This is a genomic window from Paraburkholderia sp. BR10937, from assembly GCF_040965695.1.
In the GTDB taxonomy this organism is placed as follows: Bacteria; Pseudomonadota; Gammaproteobacteria; order Burkholderiales; family Burkholderiaceae; genus Paraburkholderia.
Window position 1 is genome coordinate 24,325 of the sequence record NZ_JBFRCL010000030.1, and the last position, 22,602, is coordinate 46,926.

20 protein-coding genes and 1 pseudogene are annotated in these 22,602 nt (G+C 65.1%); 11 read left to right on the plus strand and 10 right to left on the minus strand.

What is annotated here, in order from left to right:
• The first annotated feature begins 9 nt into the window (after nucleotides 1-9).
• Together AB4Y44_RS23945 and AB4Y44_RS23950 are read left to right on the plus strand one after the other, a co-directional pair.
• Nucleotides 10-1,029, plus strand: a complete 1,020-nt coding sequence (locus tag AB4Y44_RS23945) for an aldo/keto reductase (RefSeq protein ID WP_342919682.1) — start codon at nucleotides 10-12, stop codon at nucleotides 1,027-1,029.
• Nucleotides 1,026-2,492 (plus strand): NAD-dependent succinate-semialdehyde dehydrogenase, encoded by a 1,467-nt coding sequence (locus AB4Y44_RS23950; RefSeq protein ID WP_342919681.1) that lies wholly within the window; start codon nucleotides 1,026-1,028, stop codon nucleotides 2,490-2,492. Before AB4Y44_RS23945 ends, AB4Y44_RS23950 begins: the two co-directional genes overlap by 4 nt.
• A 107-nt stretch (nucleotides 2,493-2,599) precedes the next feature.
• Here AB4Y44_RS23950 and AB4Y44_RS23955 read toward each other — a convergent pair whose 3' ends face one another.
• The 3 genes from AB4Y44_RS23955 to AB4Y44_RS23965 form a co-directional block, all read right to left on the minus strand.
• On the minus strand, nucleotides 2,600-3,025 hold the full coding sequence (locus AB4Y44_RS23955) for a GFA family protein (RefSeq protein ID WP_368701059.1): 426 nt from the start codon (nucleotides 3,023-3,025) through the stop codon (nucleotides 2,600-2,602).
• Nucleotides 3,026-3,075: 50 nt separating this feature from the next.
• Complete coding sequence (locus AB4Y44_RS23960) at nucleotides 3,076-3,969, minus strand: alpha/beta fold hydrolase (protein WP_368701060.1); 894 nt, start codon at nucleotides 3,967-3,969, stop codon at nucleotides 3,076-3,078.
• A 79-nt stretch (nucleotides 3,970-4,048) separates the two neighbouring features.
• Entirely contained in the window at nucleotides 4,049-4,891 is an 843-nt protein-coding gene (locus tag AB4Y44_RS23965) for an EamA family transporter (protein ID WP_368701061.1), read from the minus strand.
• A 108-nt stretch (nucleotides 4,892-4,999) separates the two neighbouring features.
• Between AB4Y44_RS23965 and gcvA the strand changes: the two genes are divergently transcribed.
• Both gcvA and AB4Y44_RS23975 read left to right on the plus strand, forming a co-directional pair.
• On the plus strand, nucleotides 5,000-5,890 hold the full coding sequence (gcvA, locus tag AB4Y44_RS23970; RefSeq protein WP_342919677.1) for a transcriptional regulator GcvA: 891 nt from the start codon (nucleotides 5,000-5,002) through the stop codon (nucleotides 5,888-5,890).
• 471 nt (nucleotides 5,891-6,361) lie between these two features.
• Nucleotides 6,362-6,736: a BON domain-containing protein gene (locus AB4Y44_RS23975; RefSeq protein ID WP_368701062.1), complete on the plus strand. Its 375-nt coding sequence runs from the start codon at nucleotides 6,362-6,364 to the stop codon at nucleotides 6,734-6,736.
• A 120-nt stretch (nucleotides 6,737-6,856) separates the two neighbouring features.
• On the opposite strand, the gene AB4Y44_RS23980 is transcribed toward AB4Y44_RS23975, so the two are convergent.
• From AB4Y44_RS23980 to AB4Y44_RS23995, 4 genes are read right to left on the minus strand one after another with little or no spacing between them, the layout of a single operon-like run.
• Nucleotides 6,857-7,573, minus strand: coding sequence for an aquaporin (locus AB4Y44_RS23980; protein WP_368701063.1), 717 nt, complete (start codon nucleotides 7,571-7,573; stop codon nucleotides 6,857-6,859).
• Nucleotides 7,570-8,064, minus strand: coding sequence for an arsenate reductase ArsC (locus tag AB4Y44_RS23985; protein ID WP_342919674.1), 495 nt, complete (start codon nucleotides 8,062-8,064; stop codon nucleotides 7,570-7,572). Before AB4Y44_RS23985 ends, AB4Y44_RS23980 begins: the two co-directional genes overlap by 4 nt.
• Nucleotides 8,065-8,093: 29 nt before the next feature.
• Nucleotides 8,094-8,576 carry an ArsI/CadI family heavy metal resistance metalloenzyme gene (locus tag AB4Y44_RS23990; RefSeq protein ID WP_342919673.1) on the minus strand — a complete coding sequence of 161 codons (483 nt, stop codon included), beginning with the start codon at nucleotides 8,574-8,576 and terminating at the stop codon, nucleotides 8,094-8,096.
• The gene (locus AB4Y44_RS23995) at nucleotides 8,573-8,908 is read right to left on the minus strand and encodes a metalloregulator ArsR/SmtB family transcription factor (RefSeq protein ID WP_342919672.1); all 336 of its coding nucleotides are present in this window, start codon (nucleotides 8,906-8,908) and stop codon (nucleotides 8,573-8,575) included. Before AB4Y44_RS23995 ends, AB4Y44_RS23990 begins: the two co-directional genes overlap by 4 nt.
• Nucleotides 8,909-9,521: 613 nt before the next feature.
• Between AB4Y44_RS23995 and AB4Y44_RS24000 the strand changes: the two genes are divergently transcribed.
• The 4 genes from AB4Y44_RS24000 (at nucleotide 9,522) to AB4Y44_RS24015 (ending at nucleotide 14,584) form a co-directional block, all read left to right on the plus strand.
• The gene (locus AB4Y44_RS24000; RefSeq protein WP_342919670.1) at nucleotides 9,522-9,812 is read left to right on the plus strand and encodes a hypothetical protein; all 291 of its coding nucleotides are present in this window, start codon (nucleotides 9,522-9,524) and stop codon (nucleotides 9,810-9,812) included.
• Nucleotides 9,813-9,979: 167 nt separating this feature from the next.
• Entirely contained in the window at nucleotides 9,980-11,089 is a 1,110-nt protein-coding gene (locus AB4Y44_RS24005) for a sensor domain-containing diguanylate cyclase (protein ID WP_342919669.1), read from the plus strand.
• 148 nt (nucleotides 11,090-11,237) lie between these two features.
• Entirely contained in the window at nucleotides 11,238-13,070 is a 1,833-nt protein-coding gene (locus tag AB4Y44_RS24010; protein WP_368701064.1) for an SLC13 family permease, read from the plus strand.
• Nucleotides 13,071-13,171: 101 nt separating this feature from the next.
• Nucleotides 13,172-14,584 (plus strand): alpha/beta hydrolase, encoded by a 1,413-nt coding sequence (locus tag AB4Y44_RS24015; RefSeq protein WP_368701065.1) that lies wholly within the window; start codon nucleotides 13,172-13,174, stop codon nucleotides 14,582-14,584.
• 42 nt (nucleotides 14,585-14,626) lie between these two features.
• On the opposite strand, the pseudogene AB4Y44_RS24020 reads toward AB4Y44_RS24015, so the two are convergent.
• Nucleotides 14,627-15,550, minus strand: a pseudogene (locus AB4Y44_RS24020) (S1C family serine protease); the annotation flags it as partial.
• A 422-nt stretch (nucleotides 15,551-15,972) separates the two neighbouring features.
• Between AB4Y44_RS24020 and AB4Y44_RS24025 the strand changes: the two are divergent.
• The 3 genes from AB4Y44_RS24025 to AB4Y44_RS24035 all read left to right on the plus strand — a co-directional run bounded on the left by AB4Y44_RS24025 (nucleotide 15,973) and on the right by AB4Y44_RS24035 (nucleotide 20,368).
• Nucleotides 15,973-17,139, plus strand: a complete 1,167-nt coding sequence (locus AB4Y44_RS24025; RefSeq protein WP_368701066.1) for an AI-2E family transporter — start codon at nucleotides 15,973-15,975, stop codon at nucleotides 17,137-17,139.
• A gap of 28 nt (nucleotides 17,140-17,167) precedes the next feature.
• The gene (locus AB4Y44_RS24030; RefSeq protein WP_368701067.1) at nucleotides 17,168-18,637 is read left to right on the plus strand and encodes an amidohydrolase family protein; all 1,470 of its coding nucleotides are present in this window, start codon (nucleotides 17,168-17,170) and stop codon (nucleotides 18,635-18,637) included.
• 543 nt (nucleotides 18,638-19,180) lie between these two features.
• Nucleotides 19,181-20,368: a hypothetical protein gene (locus tag AB4Y44_RS24035; RefSeq protein WP_342919664.1), complete on the plus strand. Its 1,188-nt coding sequence runs from the start codon at nucleotides 19,181-19,183 to the stop codon at nucleotides 20,366-20,368.
• A gap of 50 nt (nucleotides 20,369-20,418) precedes the next feature.
• Here AB4Y44_RS24035 and AB4Y44_RS24040 read toward each other — a convergent pair whose 3' ends face one another.
• Together AB4Y44_RS24040 and AB4Y44_RS24045 are read right to left on the minus strand one after the other, a co-directional pair.
• Nucleotides 20,419-21,339: a LysR substrate-binding domain-containing protein gene (locus AB4Y44_RS24040; protein WP_368701068.1), complete on the minus strand. Its 921-nt coding sequence runs from the start codon at nucleotides 21,337-21,339 to the stop codon at nucleotides 20,419-20,421.
• Nucleotides 21,340-21,420: 81 nt separating this feature from the next.
• Entirely contained in the window at nucleotides 21,421-22,557 is a 1,137-nt protein-coding gene (locus AB4Y44_RS24045) for a porin (RefSeq protein ID WP_342919662.1), read from the minus strand.
• Nucleotides 22,558-22,602: the final 45 nt, after the last annotated feature.

Genomic DNA, 22,602 nt, shown 5'->3' on the forward strand with positions numbered 1-22,602 from the left:
GTGACTACGATGCAATACACGCAAATTGGCCGCTCCGGCCTGAAGGTATCGCGCCTGTGCCTCGGCACGATGAACATGGGCACGCCCGAGTGGAAGCCCTGGATCTACAACGAAGAACAGAGCGAGCCGATCGTGCGCCGCGCGCTCGAAGCGGGCGTGAACTTCATCGACCTCGCGGACTTCTACTCGACCGGTGTGGGCGAGGAAGTGGTGGGGCGCATCGTGCGGCGGCTGGCGAAGCGCGACGAACTCGTGCTCACGACCAAGGTCGGTTATCCGATCGGCAACGGCGCGAACAACCAGGGCCACTCGCGCAAGCACATCATGGAAAGCATCGACGGCTCGCTGCGCCGGCTGCAAACCGACTACGTCGACATCTACATGCTGCACTACTTCGACGTGAACACGCCGGTCGAAGAAACCATGGACGCACTCAACGACATCGTGCGCGCGGGCAAGGCGCGCTATATCGGCGTGTCGACGATGTTCACGTGGCAGTTCGCCAAGATTCTGCAGGCGTGCGAGCGCTATCACTTCGCACGACCCATCAATATGCAGCTGCAGCTGAACTGTGCGTATCGCGAGGAAGAGCGCGAGATGATTCCGTTCTGCCAGGATCAGGGCGTGGGCGTATCGGTGTTCAGTCCGCTCGCACGCGGTCTCCTTACCGGCGACGCGAAGTCGGTGCGCAACCAGACCGACTTCTTCACCGTGCAGATGTACGACGATGAAGCTTCGCGCGATATCGCGCGATCGGTGGCTGAAGTCGCTGCGGCGCGCGGCGTGTCGTGCGCACAGATCGCGCAGGCCTGGGTGCTGGGGCGTGCGGGCATCTCGTCGATGCTCGTGGGCGCGGACACCGTCGCGCAGTTCGAAAGCGCGCTCGCCGCGCTCGACACGCAACTCACCGCAGACGAACTGTACGAACTCGATCGCAACTACACGCCGTGCGACGTGATCAACGACTACGTGAGCGCGCGCATTCCGCGCGTGCCGCGCGCGGCGCGCCGCCTGGAGATCGCAGCATGACGAGCCTGACGATTGACGGACTCAAGGAAGCGCGCCTGTGGCGCACATCGAGCTTCATCGACGGCGAATGGGTGGCGAACGAAGCGACCTACCCCATCATCGACCCGGCCACCGGCGCGCCGCTCGCGCAGGTAGCCCGCGCCGGTGCGCGCGAAGCGCTGCAGGCCGTGGCGGCGGCCTCGCATGCGTTCCCCGCGTGGCGTGACGCCACGGCAGCGGAGCGCAGCGCGAAGGTGCGCCGCTGGGGCGAGCTGATGCATGCGCATCGCGAAGACCTCGCGCGCATCATGACGGCCGAGCAGGGCAAGCCGTACGCAGAATCGCTGGGCGAAGTGGCGTACGCGGCGAGCTTTCTCACATGGTTCGCCGAGGAAGCGCGACGCGCCTATGGCGACGTGATTCCCGCGCCGAAGAAGGGCGCGCGCATTGTCGTGACGAAGGAGCCCGTGGGCGTGGTCGGTGCGATCACGCCGTGGAATTTCCCGCTCGCCATGGTCACACGCAAGGCCGGCCCGGCGGTCGCGGCGGGTTGCACGATGGTGCTCAAGCCTTCGGAAGAAACGCCGCTTTCGGCGCTCGCGCTCGCCGAACTGGCGGTCGAAGCGGGCATTCCGCGCGGTGTATTCAACGTCGTTTCCGGCGACGCCCCGGCGATCGGCGACACACTGATGGCCTCGAAGGCCGTGCGCAAGATCTCGTTCACGGGTTCGACGCGGGTGGGCAAGCTGCTCATGCGTGCTGCCGCCGATACGGTGAAGAAGGTGTCGCTCGAACTGGGCGGCAACGCGCCCTTCATCGTGTTCGACGATGCCGACCTCGATGCCGCCGTGGAAGGCGCGATAGCCTCGAAATTCCGCAACACGGGGCAGACCTGCGTGTGCGTCAACCGCTTCTATGTGCAGGCCGGCGTGCACGACGCCTTCGTCGAGAAACTCGTGAAGGCGGTGCGCGCGTTGCGCGTGTCGGGCGGCATGGAGCCGGGCGCCACGCAAGGTCCGCTCATCAACGGCGCGGCGTTGCGCAAGGTCGAGGCGCACGTTAGCGATGCGCTCGAAAAGGGTGGCGCCATTGCGTGTGGCGGCCACCCGCATGCGCTGGGCGGCACGTTTTACGAGCCCACGGTCATCACGGGCGCGCACGGCGGCATGATGCTCGCGCACGAAGAGACGTTCGGCCCCGTTGCCGCGGTGTTCCGTTTCGAGACCGAGGAAGAAGCGATCCAGGCGGCGAACGATACCGAGTTCGGCCTTTCCGCGTACTTCTACGCGCGCGACATTGGCCGCGTGTGGCGCGTGGCGGGCGCGCTGGAAAGCGGCATGGTCGGCATCAACGAGGGCATTGTCTCGACGGAGGTCGCGCCGTTTGGCGGCGTGAAGGAGTCGGGGCTCGGGCGCGAAGGCTCGAAGTACGGGCTCGACGAGTACCTCGAAACGAAGTACCTGATGATGGGCGGGCTCGGTTGAATTTCTACGCGGTTACCACGCTTGCCAGCTTCTGGCGAAGGCCGCCGCGCGAGAGCGCGGCGGTTTTTTTTGAGCCTTCAATTGAACGAGCGAATGGGCTTCAGGCCTCATTCAGCCGCAATGAAACGCAGGGTGCCCGCAAGGCGCGCCGGCCCGCCGGTGTCGTTCGGATGATTCACGCCGTCCATCACCGGGACCTCGGCGAAATCGAACGGGCTGATGCCGTCGAGGCAAGCCACGTTCACGCCATATAGATTCGGGTTGGAACGCCGTTGAAGATGGGTGGCGATTCCGCAGCGGGAACAGAAGAAGTGCTGCGCCGCGCCGGTGTTGAAGCGGTAGCTCGTCAGCGCCTCCTCGCCCTGCAGGAATGCGATCCCGCCCATTTCGGCCGCGACGATGACCGCGCCTCGCATGCGGCAGTAAGAGCAGTTGCAGCGGCGAATCGAGTTGAAGCCGTCGCTGAGCGTCACGACGAAACGTACTGCGCCGCAATGGCACTGGCCTGCCCGTTGGTTCGTATCGCCCACCATGTCGTTGGTTTCCCCTCTGCGGATAAAGCGCGTTGTGCAAGTACGCGGCGTCAACCTGCCCACGCGTTCACGTCGAGAACCGCTTTGGCGAATATTGCTGGCGCCTCCTGCGGAAGGTTATGACCGGCATTCGGCACGATGCGGTTCTCATGGCGCCCGCTGAAGCGCTTCGAGCTGGTCTCTCGTGCGCCGGGCGGCTGGACGCCGTCGGCGTCTCCGTCGAGCGTGATCGTCGGCACGGTGATCGGCGGGGTGGCGGCGAGGCGATGCTCGATGTCGTCAAAGCGGGGATCGCCTTCGACCAGTCCGAAACGGTGGCGGTAGGAATGGACCACCACGTCGACGAAATCGGGATTGTCGAACGACGCTGCCGTGCGCGCGTAGAGGTCGTCGTCGAAGTGCCAGGTCGGCGACCAGAGCGACCACAGGAGACGGCAGAACGCGCGCCGTTTTTCGGTCAATCCAGCCCGGCCGCGCTCGCCGTGCAGGTAGTACTGGTACCACATGCGATGTTCCTTTTTGGGGTCGGCCGGCTGTGCGGCGGCGGCGATATCCTGAATGTTGTAGCCGTTGACCGATACCAGACCCCTGGCTCTCGACGGGTAGAGCGCCGCCACGATGCACGCCGCGCGGCCGCCCCAGTCGTATCCGCCGAGGATGGCGCGGTCGATCGCGAGGGCATCGAGCAGCGCCAGCAGGTCCGCGCCAAGCGCCGCCTGCTGGCCCGAGCGAAGCGTCGTGGGAGAAAGGAAGCGCGTTGGGCCGTATCCCCGCAGGTAGGGGACGATGACGCGGGCACCGTCGGAAACCAGGCGTGGCGTCACCTCGTCGTATGCGCGAATGTCATAGGGAAAGCCGTGCAGCAGCACGACCGGCCATCCGTTCGCATCGCCCTGTTCGTCATAAGCGATGTCGAGCAGTTCGGTTTCGATATGGTCAAGCATGGGGCGCTCCTTCGAACTCAAGTTGCGTGCTCAGTTGCGTGATGCTGCACGGGTAGCAAACGGCGTGCGTGAAATCATCTCAGAGCCCGAGACAAACCGCACCGGCCGCGACGACCACGCAGGCGAGCCAGCGCGATCCACTCACCGCCTCCCGCAAAAACATCCGCCCGATCAGCACCGCGAACACCACGCTGGTCTCGCGCAACGCCGATATTGCGCCCATCGCGCCCGCCTGCAGCGCCCAGATCACGATGCCATACGCCCCGATCGACACGAGGCCGCCGGCCAGCGACGAGGCGATCGACAGAGGCTCGGCGCGCACCGGCGTCCATAGCGCAGCGGACCCGCGCCGCGCGACGAACAGCAGCGGCATCGCCCAATAGGACAGGAACATCCACGCGGTGTAGCTGAGCGGCTGGTCGTCGGACAGGCGCACGCCGATGCCGTCGATCACGGTATAGAGCGCGATCGTTGCCCCGGTCGTCAGCGCGGCCAGCGCACCCGCGCGCGACACGTCACGCCCATGCAGCGCGATCGCGATGATGCCGCCCGAAATCATCACGATCCCGAGACCGTGCAACGGACCGATCGCTTCATGCGCGAACAGCGCCGCGCCGAGCGTGACGAGCAGCGGCGACGAGCCACGTGCGATCGGGTACGCGAGCGCCAGGTCGTTGCGGCGATACGACCGCACGAGACTCACGTTGTAGAAGACATGCACGAGCCCCGACGCGAGGATGTAAGGCCACGAAGCGCGGGCCGGCGAGGGCATGGACACGACGACCAGCGTGGCGACCACGCCGATGGCGATGCTCATCCACGCCATCGAGAAAAACCGGTCGCGGTTGCCGTGGAGCATCGCGTTCCAGCTCGCGTGGAGCAGCGCGGCGAACAGCACGATACCGCCGGTATAACTGAGCATGAGGGTGCGGGCAGGGTTGCATGAATGGTCTAACAAGAAGGATATCTATCTTGTGGCGGGGCAACAAACCAGATAAATTCGACGTTCGTGTTAGATACACTATCTCGAATGAAACCGGTGTTGCCCCCACTCAATGCCCTGCGAGCCTTCGAAGCCGCGGGCCGGCTCGGCAGCTTCAAGGACGCCGCCGCAGAACTGCACGTGACGCCCGGTGCAGTGAGCCAGCACGTGCGCTTGCTGGAGGAGTGGCTTGGCGCGTCGCTCTTCGAGCGGCACAACCGCCGCGTGGCGCTGACGCCGGCGGCGAAAAGCTATCTGGCGGAAATCGGCCCGTTGTTCGAACAGCTCTCGCAGGCGACCGCGCGATACGGCGCGCCGCAAACGGTCTCCCGAACCCTGTCCGTGAATGCGCCCGCGACGTTCACGCTGCGCTGGCTGGTGCCGAGGCTGGCGACATTCCGCGCCGGGCATCCCGACATCGACGTCAAGGTGGAGACGTCGAACGCGCCGCTGGAGAGTCTGAAGGACGACGATGACGTCGTCATCCGGGGTGGCCCGGACACCTTCTACGGTTATTCGATGCGGCCGTTCTTGTCCGAGGAGCGGCTGCCGGTCTGCAGTCCTACGCTTATCAGGCGCGTGCCGCTGCGCGCGCCTCGCGACCTGCGAGAACACACGTTGCTGCACACCTCGAGTCTTCCGCGGCTTTGGCCCGACTGGCTGGCGAGCGCGCAGATTCCCGACCTGCGGCCGGCCGCCGCTTTGACCTTCGACCACTTCTTCCTGACCTTGCAGGCCGCCATCGACGGTATCGGCATCGCGATGGGTCCCACTGCGCTGGTCGCCGACGATCTCGCCGCCGGCCGGCTCGTGGCGCCGTTCGCAGGTCCACGTCTGCCGTCGCGCAGCTATTGCACTTACGTGGCGGACGAGAAGTCCGGCGATGAACGGGTCGCGTTGTTCCGTTCATGGCTCGAACGCGAGGGAACAGGTTCGTGAACGCGGATGCGCCGCGCGATGCAAGAGGAAGCCGGTCATCGCGCTGATCCCACGGCAGGACCGGCGTCGTAATAATGCGACGCCTCGCAGAATTTTGCCGCCCACGCGCGACCGATTACGCGCTCCATTTCTCTCCCAGTCGCGAAAGAGCGCGTCAGAGCCGCTCGATAGCCGATGGATGCAATTGGCTGCGCGGGCAATGTGACCACGAGCCCATGGTCACGAACGCTGCGCCTACTCCATGACGGGATCGATATCAAGCTAATGATGCAGCCGCATTTTCCCCGCCCTGCGCCGAACCTTGCATTCTTATAATTTGCCGCGCGCTCGCGCGATTGGACGCGACGCCGCAATACGAGGCGGCATCGCGTCGAGCGGCGTTTTTGGCGCGCGAATGCTTAGTCGTGGATGGTGTAGTGCACTGGCCCGTTCGTGGGCCCACAACAAGACTGTGACAACAGGAGAAATTCCATGAAGGCTATTCAGGTATTCAAGCTGGCCGCGGCGACGGCTCTCGTGGCCGCGTCTTTGCACGCCTATGCGCAGGGCGACGCGGCTAGCGGCGCGACTGCCGCAGCCGAGCAACAGGCAGCCTCGTCGAAGGCGCAATCGAAGCAGGCCAAGGCCGCTAATCGCGCGCTCAGCCGCAAGGTCCGCACCGCTCTCGCCAAGGACAAGAAGATCGATGTCGCGAAGATCACCGTGCGCGCGCGTGACGGCGCCATCGTCCTGCAGGGCTCGGTGCCGGAGCAGTCGCAGATCGAACACGCCACCGAAGTCGCCACGGGCGTGCAAGGCGTAACGTCGGTCAAGAACGCGCTGACGATCCGTCCGAACGAGTCCTGATCATCCTCTCACTATGGCCTTGCGCCCGGCCGGGCGCATGCGCTAAAGCCCGGAGACAGGTCTCCGGGATCCTCCTGAGGGCCTTTATCCGCGAATCAGCAGCTGAGCCGCGTGCGTGCATTAGCGAGCGTCGCCGTGTTCGCCGGACGACTCAACCAGGTTCGGGTGGCCAACGCGTAGCTTGCGCGGTTCAAAGGCTGTATGCAGCGCGAGGCCTGTCGCTGCGCCAATCAGTTGGGCAATGACGAAGGCGGGTACGCTGGAAGGCGCAATGCCTGCAAAAGTGTCGCTGAACATGCGTCCGAACGCTGCGGCCGGATTCGCAAACGATGTCGATGCCGTGAACCAGTATGCGGCGCCAATGTACGCAGCCACCATGATCGCAGCGCGTTCGCCCGGCGCGCGCAGGATCACGAGGATCAAACCTGCAGTCGCCACGGCTTCGGCAATCCATTGTCCGGTGCCTGTGCGCACCTTGCTCGATAGCTCGACGATGGGCAGGTCGAACATGGCGTGCGCGAGCCATGCACCCAGCAGCGCGCCGACGAGTTGCGCAGCGATGTACGGCAGCAATTCCCGAGCATGCAGTTCGCCGCGCAGCACCATGACAGCGCTGACGGCGGGATTGAAATGCGCCCCGCTCAAGGGCCCAAACACCTCGATCAGCACATACAGTCCGGCCACGGTTGCCAGCGTGTTGGCGAGCAGCGCGATCGCCACGTTGCCGCCCGCAAGCCGTTGCGCCATGATGCCGGAGCCAATCACGACTGCGAGCAGCAAGGCCGTGCCGGTCAACTCGGCCAGGACCTTGCGCTTGAGACTCGTGACTGCGGTCATGATTCGGAGATTGCAGTGAGCGCCTGCTGAAGCGCCTCGTCGCCCATCGATTCGAGCGGCAGCGCGAGGAGTTGCAGCATGCGATAACCGATCGCCTGGCGGGTGAGTTCGAACGCCACGCGCTTGCCTTCATCGCCACCGGGCGCAAGAGACGGATCCGGGTAGCCCCAGTGGACCTTGACGGGACTGCCGGGCCAATACGGACATGTCTCGGCGGCGGCACTGTCGCAGACGGTGATGACGATGCGCATGACCGGCGCATCGCTGGCGGCAAACTCATCCCAGCTTTTGCTGCGGTAGCCGCTCACGTCGATGCCCGTGCGCACGAGCGACTCGACGGCGAAGGGATTCAGGCGTCCGCCCGGCGCGCTGCCCGCGCTGAACGCGCGCACGTCCTTGCCGGCCTTCGAAGCGAGGTGATTCAACATGGCTTCGCCCAGCACGCTGCGAGCGGAGTTGTGCGTGCACAGGATCAATACGTTGGTCGTCATGGCGTTCCCGCTGGATCGTGCGCGGCTGCTCAGCAGCACGCCGAAGACTTGGTCGGATTGCCAGCCGGCTTGTCCGACGACGGTGCGCAGCACGCGGCAACTTCGCGGCCCGGTGCGCCGGTCGGCGTATTGCGCGATTCGCCGAACACGGGAATTTCATTGAGCGTGTGATACGACTCCCACGCGATGCCCTGCGGATCGACGCTCCAGTACTTGTTCGACTTCGCGTAGCAGCACGCGGTATCCATCTGCGTATCCACCGGCAATGCCGCGCTTTCCAGCCGCGCGTGCATTTCGGCCAGCTCGGCTTCGTTCTCGACCTGCACACCCAGGTGATCCAGGCCCGGTGCGGCGCCGCGTTGCGAGATCGCAAAATTGACGCGCGGGTCCTCGAGCATCCACTTCGCGTAGTCGCTTTTCGCGACGGTCGGTTCAGCGGCAAACAGCGCCGAATAGAAACGGATGCTCGATGCGAGATCCGCAACGGCGACGTGAATGTGAAAGCGCTTCATGACTGCTTCTCCGTGGAGGGTGAGCATATTGATGTCGGCGAACAGGGATTGCCGCCGCAACAGTTCTCGGTGAGGTAGGCCAGCAGGTCGTTCATCGTCGCGAAGTTCGCGCAGTAGAAAACGAACCGGCCTTCCTGACGGCTCGTGACGAGTTGCGCGTGAGACAGCTCCTTCAGATGGAAGGAGAGCGACGACGGGGGCACGTCGAGCAGGGTCGCGATCTGGCCGGCGGGCAAGCCTTCGGGGCCTGCCTGAACGAGGGCGCGAAAGATCGCGAGCCTGGACTCGTGCGCGAGTGCCGCCAGGGCGGCGATGGTCTGGTTCGTTTCCATGTTTCGATAATAGTCGAAATGTGGAAGGATAGGCAAGAAGATCGCTCGCACGACGTGAAAATTTTTGGCCTCGGTGGCCTCGCTCGCGCTTCGTACGGTTTTGCCGGCGCGCTGCGCGTTGCATGCCAACGCGGAAATGAATGATGACCTCGATGCGCATGCAACGAAAATCGCGCAGACCGATTATGTGTGCCGCAATGAAGGCGACCGATATTCCGCAATATGGATGCGAAATGTAGTCTCGCAAAATGCGCTGTAAATCGTCGAGGTGGATTTCAATCAGGGAGCTAAAAAAGGGGCTTTTCGCAGAGGCCAGGTCAAATCGCCGAACCGCATATCGAGCCGCGCAGCCACGGATTCGAGCCCGCGAAATCCACTACGCCATTACGGGTAATTGCCAGAAAACGAAATAAATCGTTGCGCACAATGCGCTTAATTATTCGCGATTGCTTTCCTAAACTTGATATCAACTGGCAGTGGTTTGCTTTACATGCAAGCCTGCGAACAGTTACGCGATTTTGATCGTCGTGAGCCGCATATAACGACCGCCCAATGAGAAATATCGCGGGTCGTTTGTGTCGGAATTCCAGTCCAATCAAAGGAGGAGCAAGTCATGATCAAGACAACCAGCACAATCATCGCGGCCGTCGCCGCACTCGTGCTGTCTGGCGGTGCGTATGCACAGGCCAACAATACGCTGGCAACCCCGAGCGTTACGTCGCCCGCCGCTGCCAATAACAATGCAACGAGCGGCTACGGCACGCCGGGCGCCACCGGGACGGACAGCGGCATGAGCGCCGCTTCGCCGAACTCGAGCATGAACAATGGCGCAACGTCGGCCACCCCCGCCTATGGTGGCAACAACACGCTGGCGACCCCGTCTACCGCGTCTCCGGCCAAGTAACAGCAGCCTGTTACCGTAAGCAGGACCGCTGCCCTCGCGGACAGCGGTCTTTTCTTTTGCCTTGACCCCGCTGGAACAGGCCGCCGGCGCGCGGGTGTCGTCGTTCGACGCTCAAGTCTGTCCCCAAGCTGCCGTAATAGCAGGCTTCGGAATATTCTCGATGCATCGTGACACATCCCGGGACTCAGCCTTCACTGGATCTTGCTGCGCTTATCGAAACCGTCCAGCGGAACGAGCGCGCATCGAAGTCGTTCCAGGACGTGGAACTGCGCCTGATCGGCGCGCACGACTGGTGCGTCTTTCTCGAAGGGATATTCGTCTATCTGCCCGAGGTGTTCCGGCTGGCTTGCGCCGGCCTCTGGCTCGACGTGCGCACGCCGCTGCTGCGCGATCTGCTCGAATCCGACTGCGGGCGCGCCGACCTCGAAGCGAACCTGCGCTCCGGGCTCCAGGGCGGCCTTGCGCTGGCGCGCCTGTGCGCGGGAAACCAGCCGTGGCTTGGCCGCGTGAGCGAGCTGGGCGAACTCGAGCCCGCGGTGAGCGAGACCTTCTTCGACGCGCGGACTACGATCGGCAGCGCGATCGTGTTGCCGCTTCTGAACCGCACCCAGCTGCTCGGCTATCTGTGCCTCGCGAGCGATGACCCCGCGCGCTTCGACGCCAGCATGGGCACCGATCTGCTCGCGCGCTTCAGCCGCGTTGCGGCGGCGAGTCTCGACAACGTCGCTCACCGCGAGCATCTGCGCAAGACCGGCGTGACCGACCCGCTCACGGGCCTGTCGAACCGCCGCTATTTCGACGAGCGCCTGCATCACGAAATCCGGCGCGCGAGTTCGCACGCGGCGCCCATGTCGTGCCTCTTCATCGACATCGATCATTTCAAGCAGATCAACGACACGCACGGCCACGCAACCGGCGACCTCGCGCTGGGCGCCATCGGCACCTGCCTGAAGCAGCAGGTGCGCGTGGGGGACACGGTGTCGCGCTACGGCGGCGAGGAGTTCGTCGCGCTGCTGATGTGCGAGCTGCCCGACGCGCTGGCCGTTGCGGAGCGCATCCGGATCGCGGTCGAGGCGCTCGACGTGCTCGACGACGAGGGCGGGCGCATTGCGCTCAGCGTGTCGATTGGCGTGGCGGCGTATCGGCTCAACAGCGAGGCGAACACCGGCGCCGCGACGCCGGAAGCGCTGGCGCGCTCGCTGCTCGACCAGGCCGATCAGGCCATGTACCGGGCCAAGCACCAGGGGCGCAACCGCGTTTCGCTGCTGGAAGCGTGAATGGCTCGACGTTCACAAACGTTGCATCAAAACGGCAGCGCGGCGGGCATGGCGGCTCAAGGCCGCGCTGAAACGTAAGTTTTCAAAATCCGGCACTATTTGCGGTAGCAGTGGTTTCCCAGGCCCGTTGAGCAGGCAAAGCGAAATCATGTCTACCGACCTTTTGATGACCGTTGCCTGTCTGGCCTGCGCGATCGCGATGTTCCTGATCGGCAGGCCCCGCTCGGACGCGGTGGCGCTCATCATGATCGTCGCGCTGTCGCTTTCGGGCATCGTGACGGTCAACGAGGCGCTGGCCGGTTTCTCGGACCCGAACATCGTCCTCATCGCGGCGCTCTTCGTGCTCGGCGACGCGCTTGCGCGCACGGGCGTTGCCCAGCGCGTGGGCGACTACCTGATCGAGCGCGGCGGGTCCAATGAGCGTCGCCTCGTCGTGCTGATCATGATCATCGTCGGCGTCATGGGCTCGGTCATGAGCTCGACGGCCGTCGTCGCGATCTTCATTCCCATCGTCATTCGCATCGCACGCCAGTCGGGCGTGTCGCGCGCGCGCATGCTCATGCCGGTCAGCATGGCCGCACTCACGAGCGGCATGCTCACGCTCGTCGCCACGACGCCGAACCTCGTCATCAACAGCGCGCTCGTCTATCGCGGCTACCGGCCCTTCAGTTTCTTCGCCATCACGCCGCTGGGCGTGCCGGTTCTCGCCGCGAGCATCGGCTGGATGCTGTTCGCGAGGCGTTTTCTGAACGGCACGGGTGGCGCAGAGACGACCACGCGCCCGTCGCTGAACGACTGGGTTGCGCGCTATTCGCTCGAAGGGCGCGCCTTTCGCCTGGAAGTCGGCGCGGATTCGCCGCTCGTGGGGCAGACGCTCGGCCACACCGGGCTCGACGACGACCCCGTGGCGCACGTCGTCGCGATCGAGCGGCGCACGCGCATGGGCGCGACGGTCCTGCCCGCGACCGCGGACAGCAGCATCGCGCCCGGCGACGTGCTGCTGCTCGACGTGGAGTCCGCGAGTTTCGACGTGCAGGCGTTTTGCGCGCGCTATACGCTCGCGACGCGCCGCATGTCCGGCGCATACTTTACCGACCAGTCGCACGACGTCGGCATGGCCGAAGTCATCGTGCCGCCCGACTCGTCGCTCGTCGGCAACGTCGCACGCGGTTCCGCGTCGCTGCGCCGGCACGGCGTGACGGTGGTCGGCCTGCGCCGCGCCGACGCCGCGCTCGAGCAGGATCTGCAGGCCACGCAGCTCAAGGTGGGCGACACGCTGCTGGTGGTGGGGCCGTGGATCGACATCTTCTCGATGCAGGCGGTGGAGCGCGATATCGTGTGTCTCGCCATGCCGGTCGAAAGCGACGCCTACGTGCCGGTGCCGCACAAGGCGCTGCACGCGCTCGCCATCATGGCGCTCGTCATCGCGATGATGCTCACGCCGCGCGTGCCGAACGTGCTCGCGGGCCTGATCGGGTGCCTGCTGATGGGCGCGGCCGGTTGCGTGAGCCTCGACAGCGCGTATCGCGCGATTCACTGGCGCAGCCTCGTGCTGATCGTGGGCATGCTGCCGTTTTCCATCGCGCTGCAGCGCACGGGCGGCATCGACATCGCCGCCGACACCGTGCTGCGCGTGGCCGGCAACTGGGGTGCGCATGGCTTGCTGGGCGCCGTCTTCCTGCTCACGCTCGTGATCGGCACCGTGATTTCCGGCACGGCGACGGCGGTGCTGATGGCGCCCGTGGTGCTCGCGATGGCGGCGCACCTGCATGCGTCGCCGTATCCGTTCGCGATGACGACGGCGGTTGCCGCGTCGGCGGCCTACATGTCGCCGATCTCGACGCCCGTGAATGCGCTCGTCAGCACGGCTGGCGGCTATCGGTTCCGGGAATTTTTCATGGTGGGCTCGCCGGCTGCCCTCGGGGCGCTCGTGATCACCGTAATGCTGGTACCGCTCATCTGGCCGGTTTTCCCGCGCTAGCGCGAGGGAAAGGGCACCCGTTCACGAGGCATTGACCGGACATGGCGAATTTCTTGACGAGAGCGTGGCTCCTTCGCTGGATCAGGCGGATTGCCCTTTTCGTGCTGATCGCATTCGTGTGCATTGCCGGCGTGCGCTTCTACGACGCGCAGCGCAAGGCGCCGTTGAGCCTGTGGCACATCTATGTGCCGGAAGACATGCACGCGCACGAAATCGATCATGCGACGTGGGAGGAATACATCGCCAACGAGAACCGCCTGTTCGACGCGGTGAAGAAAAACGTGACCGACAAGCTGCCGGCGGACGAACGCATTCCGGCCAATCGTTATTTCTCGGGCAGCCCGATTTATCCCGGGCACTTTCGCACCGACTGGAACCGCTCGTACACGCTCATGCCGCAAGGCGCGCCGCGCGGCGTGGCCGTGATGCTGCATGGGCTGACCGATTCGCCCTATAGTCTGCGGCACATCGCGCAGCGCTATCAGCAGGATGGTTTCGCCGTGGTGGCGGTGCGCTTGCCGGGGCACGGCACCGTGCCCTCGGGGCTGACCGAAGTGACGGCGGAAGACTGGGAGGCGGCCGCGCGCCTCGCCGTGCGCGAAGCGCGGCGCCTCGTGCCGGCGCCTGCGCCGCTGCATATCGTGGGATTTTCGAACGGCGGCGCGCTCGCGCTGCAATATTCGCTCGAGGCGCTGGACGACCCGAGCCTGCCGCAAGCGGACCGCCTGATCCTGCTTTCGCCGATGATCGGCATTACGCGTTTCGCGCGCTTTGCGGGGCTCGCGGCATTGCCTGCGATCCTGCCCGCGTTTGCGAAAGCCGCCTGGCTCGACATCGTGCCGGAATTCAATCCGTTCAAGTACAACTCGTTTCCGGTGAACGGCGCACGCCAGTCGTGGCGGGTCACACGCAAGATCCAGCAGGAAGTGGCGGACGCGGCGCGCAACGGCAAACTGGCGGTGCTGCCGCCCACGCTCACGTTCCAGTCCGTGCTCGACTTCACGGTGAGCACGAGCGCGATCGTCAGTTCGCTGTATGCGCAACTGCCGGCCAACGGCAGCGAGCTCGTGCTGTTCGACATCAACCGCACGGCGCAATGGAGCCCGCTGCTGCGCGCGTCGATGCGTGACGCGCTGCGCCGTCTCTCGCCCGTGCCGCCGCTGCGTTACCGCCTGACCGTGCTCACCAACGCCTCGGCTACCTCGCCGCACGTGGTCGAAGAGAGTACGGCGCCGAACGAGACCACGGCGAAAGTCGAACCCACGGGGCTCGACTATCCGCTCGATGTCTATTCGCTTTCACACGTGGCCTTGCCGTTTCCGGTGACCGATTCGCTGTACGGCCGCAACCCCGATCCCAACGACGACCTGGGCATCCATCTGGGCGCCCAGTCCGTGCGCGGCGAAACCGGGGCGCTGATCGTGGGGGCGGGGCTCCTCACGCGACTTTCGTGGAACCCCTTCTACGACTACATCGTCGAGCGGATCGACTACCTGGCGAGCCACGGGCCGTGAGTGCGCGACGAGCGCGCGCCAGGCCCGGACCCGGCCGCGGCGTTACGCGCGCGGCGCGAGCTGGACCTGCGCGGTCATTTGCTCGCCGTCGCGGGCCACGACGATCGACACGTTGCTGCGTGCCCGCGCGACCATGCTTTGCAGCTGCTCGACGTTGTCCACCTCGATGCCGTTGACCGCGATGATCACGTCGCCGGCGCTGATGCCAGCCGCCTTTGCCGCACCGCCCGCTTTCACGACGAGCACGCCGCCGTCCACGCCGACCTGCTGCGCTTCGTCGCTGCTGAGCGCGCGCACGGCCACGCCGAGACGCGGATGCGCATTGCGCGCCAGCGTCGTGCCGTTGCTGTCGCCATTGCCGCCGCCCTGCACGATCTGATCCTTCATGTGCATGGCTTCGTCGATCGGAATCGCGAACGAGAGGCCCTGGAAGCCGCCCGTGCGCGAATAGATCATCGAATTGATGCCGATGACTTCGCCGTTCAGGTTGAAGAGCGGGCCGCCCGAATTGCCCGGGTTGACGGGCACGTCGGTCTGGATCAGGTGCGTCGGGCTATCTTCCGAAAGCTGGCGCGACTTCGCGCTGATGATGCCCGAGGTCACGGTGTTGTCGAGACCATAGGGCGAGCCGATCGCGACGACCCAGTCGCCGACCTTGCTGTTCGCCGGATTGCCGATCTTCACCGTGGGGAAACCCGTGCCGGCGATTTTCAGCACGGCCACGTCGCCGGCCTTGTCGGTGCCGATCACGCGTGCGGGGAGCTTGCGGCCGTCGGTGAGCTTGACCGTCACGTCGTCCGCGCCTTCGACGACGTGATTGTTCGTCAGGATGTAGCCATCCTGGCTCACGATGAAGCCCGAACCCAGGGCGCCCGAATGGCCGTCTTCGGAGTCCGGGTTTTCCTTGACGACCTCGACATGGACCACAGCCGGGCCGTACTGCGCGACGATCGCCGAGAAGTTCGGCGCCGCGCCGCGGACGTCGTCTGCCTTCGGCACAGGTGCCGACAACGACGTTTTGGTGATGCCGCTTTCGTCCGCGCTGGCGTGCTCGTGGCTGACGACCCAGGCGCCGGCAAGCGCCACCGCTACACCGGCGATCAGGCCCCGGCGCCGATATTTGATGGTACTCATTGCTATGGTCTTCGAAGAGATGGTGAAGGTGCGCGTAAGGTACTTTTAGCTGCTTAAACGTGACTTAAATGCAGGAGAGATCTTTTGTCCGCGCGAAGAGTCGATGTGCGTGCAACGAAAATCCGGGCGCGGTTGTCGGATTCCTCGCCAGCTAGCGCGCACGTCTTTTTCAAAGCGGCTAGTCTTGCGAAGTGGCGGCCGATCGCGCCCCGAAGACGCTTTATTGAGGGCCTGATGTGCGCGGCGAAGCGTGGATGGCTTGCAAACGTCTCGCGCCGGATAGCCTGATAACCGGTTCGCCGCGCGACACGCCGAGCGCAACCGCTGTCTACAACATCAACGCAACGTGGTTCGTCATCCAAAGCATTTCCATGAAACAGGATCTCGTCACGTTCACCTGCGTGGTCGTCATCGCCGTCATCACGGGGTGGGTGCTCTATATCGGGCGCCCGGTGCTGGTGCCGATCGCATTCGCGATCATCACGTCGTATGTGATCTACGGGCTCGCCGAAATCCTGCGGCGCGTGCCCCACGTGGGCCCGCGCATTCGCGCGGGCGTGCGCTACTGGAGCGCCGCCGCGCTCATCCTCGCGGCCGCGTGGCTCGCGACCGAACTGCTACTGTCCGACACTGATCGCATGCTCGCCGTGGCGCCGAAGTACGAAGCCACGCTGCTCGCGTTGCTCGCGAAAATCACCGCGCTGTTTCATCTGGAGACCGAGGCTTCGTGGACGGCGTTTCGCCGCGAGCTGCTCGCGACCGTCAACGTCCAGTCGCTGCTCACCTCGCTGCTCGGCTCGCTCTCTTCGCTTATGGCGACGACGCTCGTCGTTCTGCTGTACACCGCGTTCTTCATGGTCGAGATGGGGCGGTTCCGCCGCAAGCTCTCCGCGGTCATGCGCGGCAAGGCAGACATGGAGCCCGTGATCGACGCCATCAATTCGAAGATCGGCACGTATCTGGCGTTGAAAGCGCTGCTCGGCGTGGTGCTGGGCATTCTCAGCTGGGTCTGCATGCAGCTGGTCGGGCTGGAGTTCGCGCCGCTGCTCGCCGTGCTCATCGTGCTGCTCAACTTTGTGCCGTATGCGGGGTCGCTCATTTCCGTTGCGCTCCCCGCCTTGCTCGCGGCGCTCCAGTTCGGCCAGTGGAACGAGTCGATCACGCTGCTCATTGCGCTGTCCGCGATCAACTTCGTGATGGGCAACGTGCTCGACCCGTGGTTGATGGCGGGGTCGCTGAACCTGAGCCCCGCGGTCATCCTCATGAGCCTCGCGACATGGACGGCGCTCTGGGGCATTCCGGGCGCCTTTCTCGCCGTGCCGGGCACCGTGGCGCTTACGATCATCTTCTCCGCGTTCAGCTCGACACGGCCGCTGGCGCTGCTGTTGACGAAGGACGATGTAGTCAGGCATGCAGAATAAATGCGTGGCTTACTTTCACAGGTGACCTATGGCTTCCAGAATCAACCGCCGCGGCAACGCAATCCGCCCGGTCTCCGCCTGCCTGGGCGACAAGGCGCTCGCGGAGTTCGCCAGTCGCCGCATCAGCGCCGACCTTGCGCGGCGCGGCTTCCTGGTGGGCATGGGTGCCTCCCTGTTGAGCGCGGTGCTGCCCGAGTTCAGCAGCGCGCAGCAACCTGGCGCCGCCGCGCCTGCCCAGCCCACGACCTTCACGAACTTTCGCCTGTTCGACGGCAAGTCCGCGGCTCTGCAGGACGGCATGTCCCTCGTCGTCGACGGCAACCGCATCTCGCAGTTGCGGCGGGGCGCGCCTGACGCACGGAACGCGTCGGGCGGCCGCGTGATCGACTGCGGCGGCAAGGTGATGATGCCCGGTCTCATCGACATGCACTGGCATTCACTGCTCGCTGCGGTCCCCATCGCGACCATCCTCCAGTCCGATCTGAGTTTCGTCTACCTGGCCGCGGGCGCGGAGGCGCAGCGCACGCTCTTGCGCGGATTCACGACCATTCGCGACGTGGGCGGCCCCGCGTTCGCCCTGAAGCAGGCCATCGACGCCGGCATGCTGAGCGGCCCGCGCATTTACCCCTGCGGCGCGATGATCACCACGACGGGCGGCCACGGGGATTTTCGTCTGCTGACCGACGTGCCGCGCACGAGCAGCCAGATCAGCGAGATCGAACGCACCGGCGCTGCCGCCATTGCCGACACGGCCGACGAAGTGCGCCTGCGTGTGCGCGAGCAGTTCATGATGGGCGCCACGCAGATCAAGATCGTGGGCTGCGGCGGCGTCTCCACGCCGCGCAGTCCGCTCGACATGCTCACGTTCACAGAGCCGCAACTGAAAGCCGCGGTGGAAACGGCTTCCGACTGGGGCACTTACGTGCTCGTGCACGCCTACACGCCGGAATCGGTGAAGCGCTCGGTTGCTGCCGGCGCGCAATGCGTCGAGCACGGCCACCTCATCGACGACCGGACGGCTGAAGTCCTGGCGAAGAACGGCACATGGTTGAGTACGCAACCATTTACCAGCGAAGAGGATGTTGCACCGTTGGCGCCGTCGAGCCGCGAGAAGTTTCTCGAGGTGACAGCCGGGACCGACAACATGTACAAGCTCGCGCGCAAGCATGGGCTCAAGGTGGCGTTCGGCACGGACCTGATCTTTTCGCAGGCGCTGGCCACGCGGCAAGGCACGATGCTCGGGCACATGACGCGCTGGTATTCGAATGCCGAGTCGTTGCGCATGGCCACGGCCACGAACGGACAGTTGCTCGCGATGGCGGGCGAGCGCAATCCATATCCGCACAAGCTTGGCGTGCTGGAAGAGGGCGCGTACGCGGACCTGCTGATCGTGGCGGGCGACCCGCTCCAGGACATGACGCTGCTGGCGAACCCCGATCAGAACCTGAGCCTGATCATGAAGGATGGCCGCGTCTACAAGGACGCGTTGAAGGCGTGACGCGCGGGCCCCGCGTCACCCAAAGCCCGTAGAAAAGCCGGCATCACCGTCGCGATTTGGCACGCAAATCGAGGGCCAAATAGCCCGCGCGGGCATGGCGAACGCCCGCTCATGGCGAATCCGCCACACGATTTCTGTATCAAGATGTCACGGCGTGGGGACGTATCAAACGGGCCCATTTGCCTGCGCGGCGCAGCCATCATGGCACGCCTCGGGAACCCCCAGCGGGGGTCGAAATCCCACCTGTCCCTATCCGCCATCTGGCCGATTATGCCGGTTGAACTTCGCGTCGAAGTAGCTCATATTCAAATCGACTATTTGTTACAACCGTCCAGCGATTCGCGCAATAGAGTAGGGATTACAGCCAATACTTCGAATCCGTGCCGCCTGGTTGCCTCCGCTGCGCCGCGCACCAGCCGCCGGTAGCAAACCCGAAACCATCCTGTCAAAGCTTCCATGCCTGCAATGTTCAACGAACCTGGCCGATCCAAGTCTGGTCCGTGGGGATGTCCATACTGCGGGACCGGTTTTAATGCGCCACTGATGATCTGTCCTCAGTGCGGCGCGAAGCAGCTTTCTTCTGGCCCGCGCATGTCGCCGGCTAGCGAGTCCGCCGCGCCCGAATGGCACGATGGTTTCGCGCGCCACGCGCGCACGGAGTGGAACCCGTCTGCATTCAGTTTCAGTGGTGGCGCGCCGCGCGACAGCGATTACGAGCTGCGCGATGAAGCGCCTCGGGCGTCACGTTCGTGGATGCCCTTCTATGCGATTGGCAGCGTGGTGTCGATCGCGTTCCTGCTGACCGCGTACATGATTTCGCACCACGCCGGGCGCGAGCCGACCGTCGGCGCCCAGATCGTGGAGGGCGCGATCCTCGGACCCAAGGTCGCTTCCGCCGCGCACGACACGAAGCCGCACACGGTGCCCAGTGCGCCGCCCGTGGCCGTCGCGCAGTTGCCGCCTCCGGTTGCCAGCGTGCCATCGGCTCCCGTCGCCAGTGCCCCGCCGCCTCCGGTCGCGAGCGTGAAGCCGCCTCCTGTTAAAGCAGCGCCGCCGCCGGTGGTGGCCCATGTCGCGCCGCCTGCGCCGGCGCCCCAGCCGACGCCCGCTCAAGCGCAGCCGCCGCGTACCGCAACGGCTCGCGCGGAGACCGCGGCGCCGAGCGCTGCCGAAGAGCACGCGCTCGCTGCAGCGAAGGCCAAGGCAGACAAGGCCAACGCGGAGAAGCTCGCCGCCGCGAAGGCCAAGGCAGAGAAGGCCAATGCGGAGAAGGTCGCCGCCGCGAAGGCCAACGCAGAGAAGGTCGCCGCAGCGAAGGCCGCCGCCGAATCGCGGGCCGACGTCTCGAGAAATCTGTCGATCGCGCGCGCGAGCCTCGACAAGAACAGCCTCGGGCCCGCGCGCAGCGCGATCAATTCCGCGCTCGCGGCACAACCGGGCAACGGCTCTGCACTGCAAATGCAGGCCGAATTGACGTCGCGCGAAGATCAGCGCGATTCGCTGCTTGGCTACGCGCGGCTTTGCGCGCGCGATGGGCGGTGGGTGTGCGCCTGGCATAACGCGGGGCATGCACTGACCGTCGATTCGTCGAGCGGCGAAGCACGGGAGATCCTCTCGCGTTCGATCGCGGCTCAAGGAGCCCGCAACGTGGCACAGGGCGCAGGCCCCCCCGCGGCCACGATGAGACAGGTGGACTCGGGTCCGCCGGGCCCGCCGATCGATCCCAACTGACGATGCCGAGGTCGCAGACGCGGGTGCGTGACGCCAGTCATGCACCCGCGCTAGCGTTGTTGCCCGTCCCGTTCGCAGTGGTGCTCGACCAGCCAGTTGCTGAAGTTGCGCACGCGTAGAGTCTCTTGCACTTCGGGACGCACGTCGAGCCAGTATCCCGAAGGTCCCACCACTTCCACCTCGCTCAGTTGCACGAGCGTGCCGTTCTCCAGTTCGGGCGCGATCATGTGCCGGTCGGCAACGGCGATACCCAGACCCGCCACCGCCGCGTGAATGACCTGATCGAGCGTGCTGAACTCCAGCTCGCCACGCGGCGCGATCTGAACGTCGAGCGCCGCGGCTTCGAGCCACGCTTCCCAGACCAGCAGGCGCCGGTCGATATCGAGGATATAGAGCCACGGATGCTGCGCGAGGATTTCGCGCAGCGCGTGTCGATCGGCGGCCGCCTGGCTGAACTCACGCGCCGAGCCGACCAGCACGTGGCGCTCGCGCATGAGCAGCGTGCTCTGGCCGCCCGGCAGCGGTTCCATGCCGAAGCGGATCTGGCAATCTTCGTTGCGCTCCGTGCCGTGCAGCGGCCCGTATTCGTTGGTGATGGAGATGCGCAAGTCGGGGTGGCGCATCTGGAAGTCGCGCAGGCGCGGCGTGAGCCAGCGCGTGGCGAGCGTGGGCGCGGCGTTCAGGCTGAGCAGGCTGTTCGACGGATCGGCGCGGATCGTGTCGAGCGTATGGGCGATGCTGTCGAACGCGGCCTGCAGCGTAGGCAGCAGACGCTTGCCCGCGGCCGTGATTTCGAGCCGGTGATGATGCCGCATGAAGAGCGGCGTGCCGAGATAGTCTTCGAGCAGGCGAATCTGGCGGCTGATCGCCCCCTGGGTCACGTGCAGGTTCTGCGCTGCCCGGGTGAAGCTGAGCGTGCGGCTCGCCTCCTCGAATGAACGCAGTGCCGATAAAGAGGGTAGGCGTCGCATGCAAGCCTCGCGATGCTGGAGCGCCGGCGCATTGTCATTCGCGCCGGCGCGTTTTCAGTGATAAGGACAGCGTGGAAAGCGTTAGAACGCGTGCGTGATACCCACGCGGGCGACGGCCTGGTTGTCGGTGCCCGAGGGGTTGAAGCCCGTGATCTGCGCGTTGTCCGCCGAGCCGGCCGCGTGCTGGTACACGCCCATCGCATAGAGCGAGGTGCGCCTGGACAGCGCGTACTGGCCGATCAGGTTGACCTGGTGATACTTCGGCGATTTGTCGGTGGCGTGGTCCTGGCCTACCGTGTAGGTGTAGCCCGCGCCCACGACGAACGCGGGCGTCACGGCATAGGTACCCGCCACTTCGAAGTTCTGGAAGTGCAGGTCGCCGCTGCCGGTGGCCGAGGCGAAGTCTACGTTCGAGTAGTTCGTCATCAGCTTGAGGCTGCCGATCACATACGACGCGCCGGCCGAGAGGACGCCCTGGTAGCGTGCGTTGGCGAGCGCGTCGCCGAAGATCGAGTTCACGAAGCTGCCGCCGCTGCCATAACCGGCCACCGCCGTGATCGGATCGTTCACGCGCAGGTAGCCTACGCCCGCGCTGAATGAGCCGAGCGTGTAGGCTGCTGCCGCGCTATACGAGGCGTTGTTCGAGAACTGGCCCGCCTGGCCGCCAAACGAATAGTGGCCTTCGAACTGGAAGCCGGCGAGCACCGGGCTCACGTACTTCACGGCGTTGTTGACAGGGAACCCGTTGTCGAGGTTGTCCATGTCGTTCGGGTGGGCGAAATACCAGCCGCCGTAGTTGCCGTTGAGCGAATACGGCTCGATCAGATCGACGGTGGCGTCCCATTGCTTGCCGAAGGTGATCTGGCCATATCGATCCGACTTGAAGCCGACATAGGCGTTACGCGAAAACGCGAGACCGCCGCCCAGGCCGCCCGTCGCCGCGTTGAAGCCGCTTTCGAGCCGGAAGATCGCGGCATAGCCGCCGCCCAGGTCTTCGGTGCCGCGCAGACCCCAGCGGCTGCCGGCGGGCACGCCGCTTTGCATCTGCACGAGCTTGCTGCCGGTGCCCGGCACGAGCTGGCCGTTCGCGCCGTTCGCCACATTGCTGGCGTAGTCCACACCGAGGTCGATGAGGCCGTACAGCGTCACGCTGCTTTGCGCGTGCGCGCCCGCTGCGGCGAGCGCGAGCGGCAGCGCCGCAAGCATCTTCTTCTTCATTTAAGTCTCCTTATCATGGAGCCGCGTTGCGCGGCCCGGCTTTTC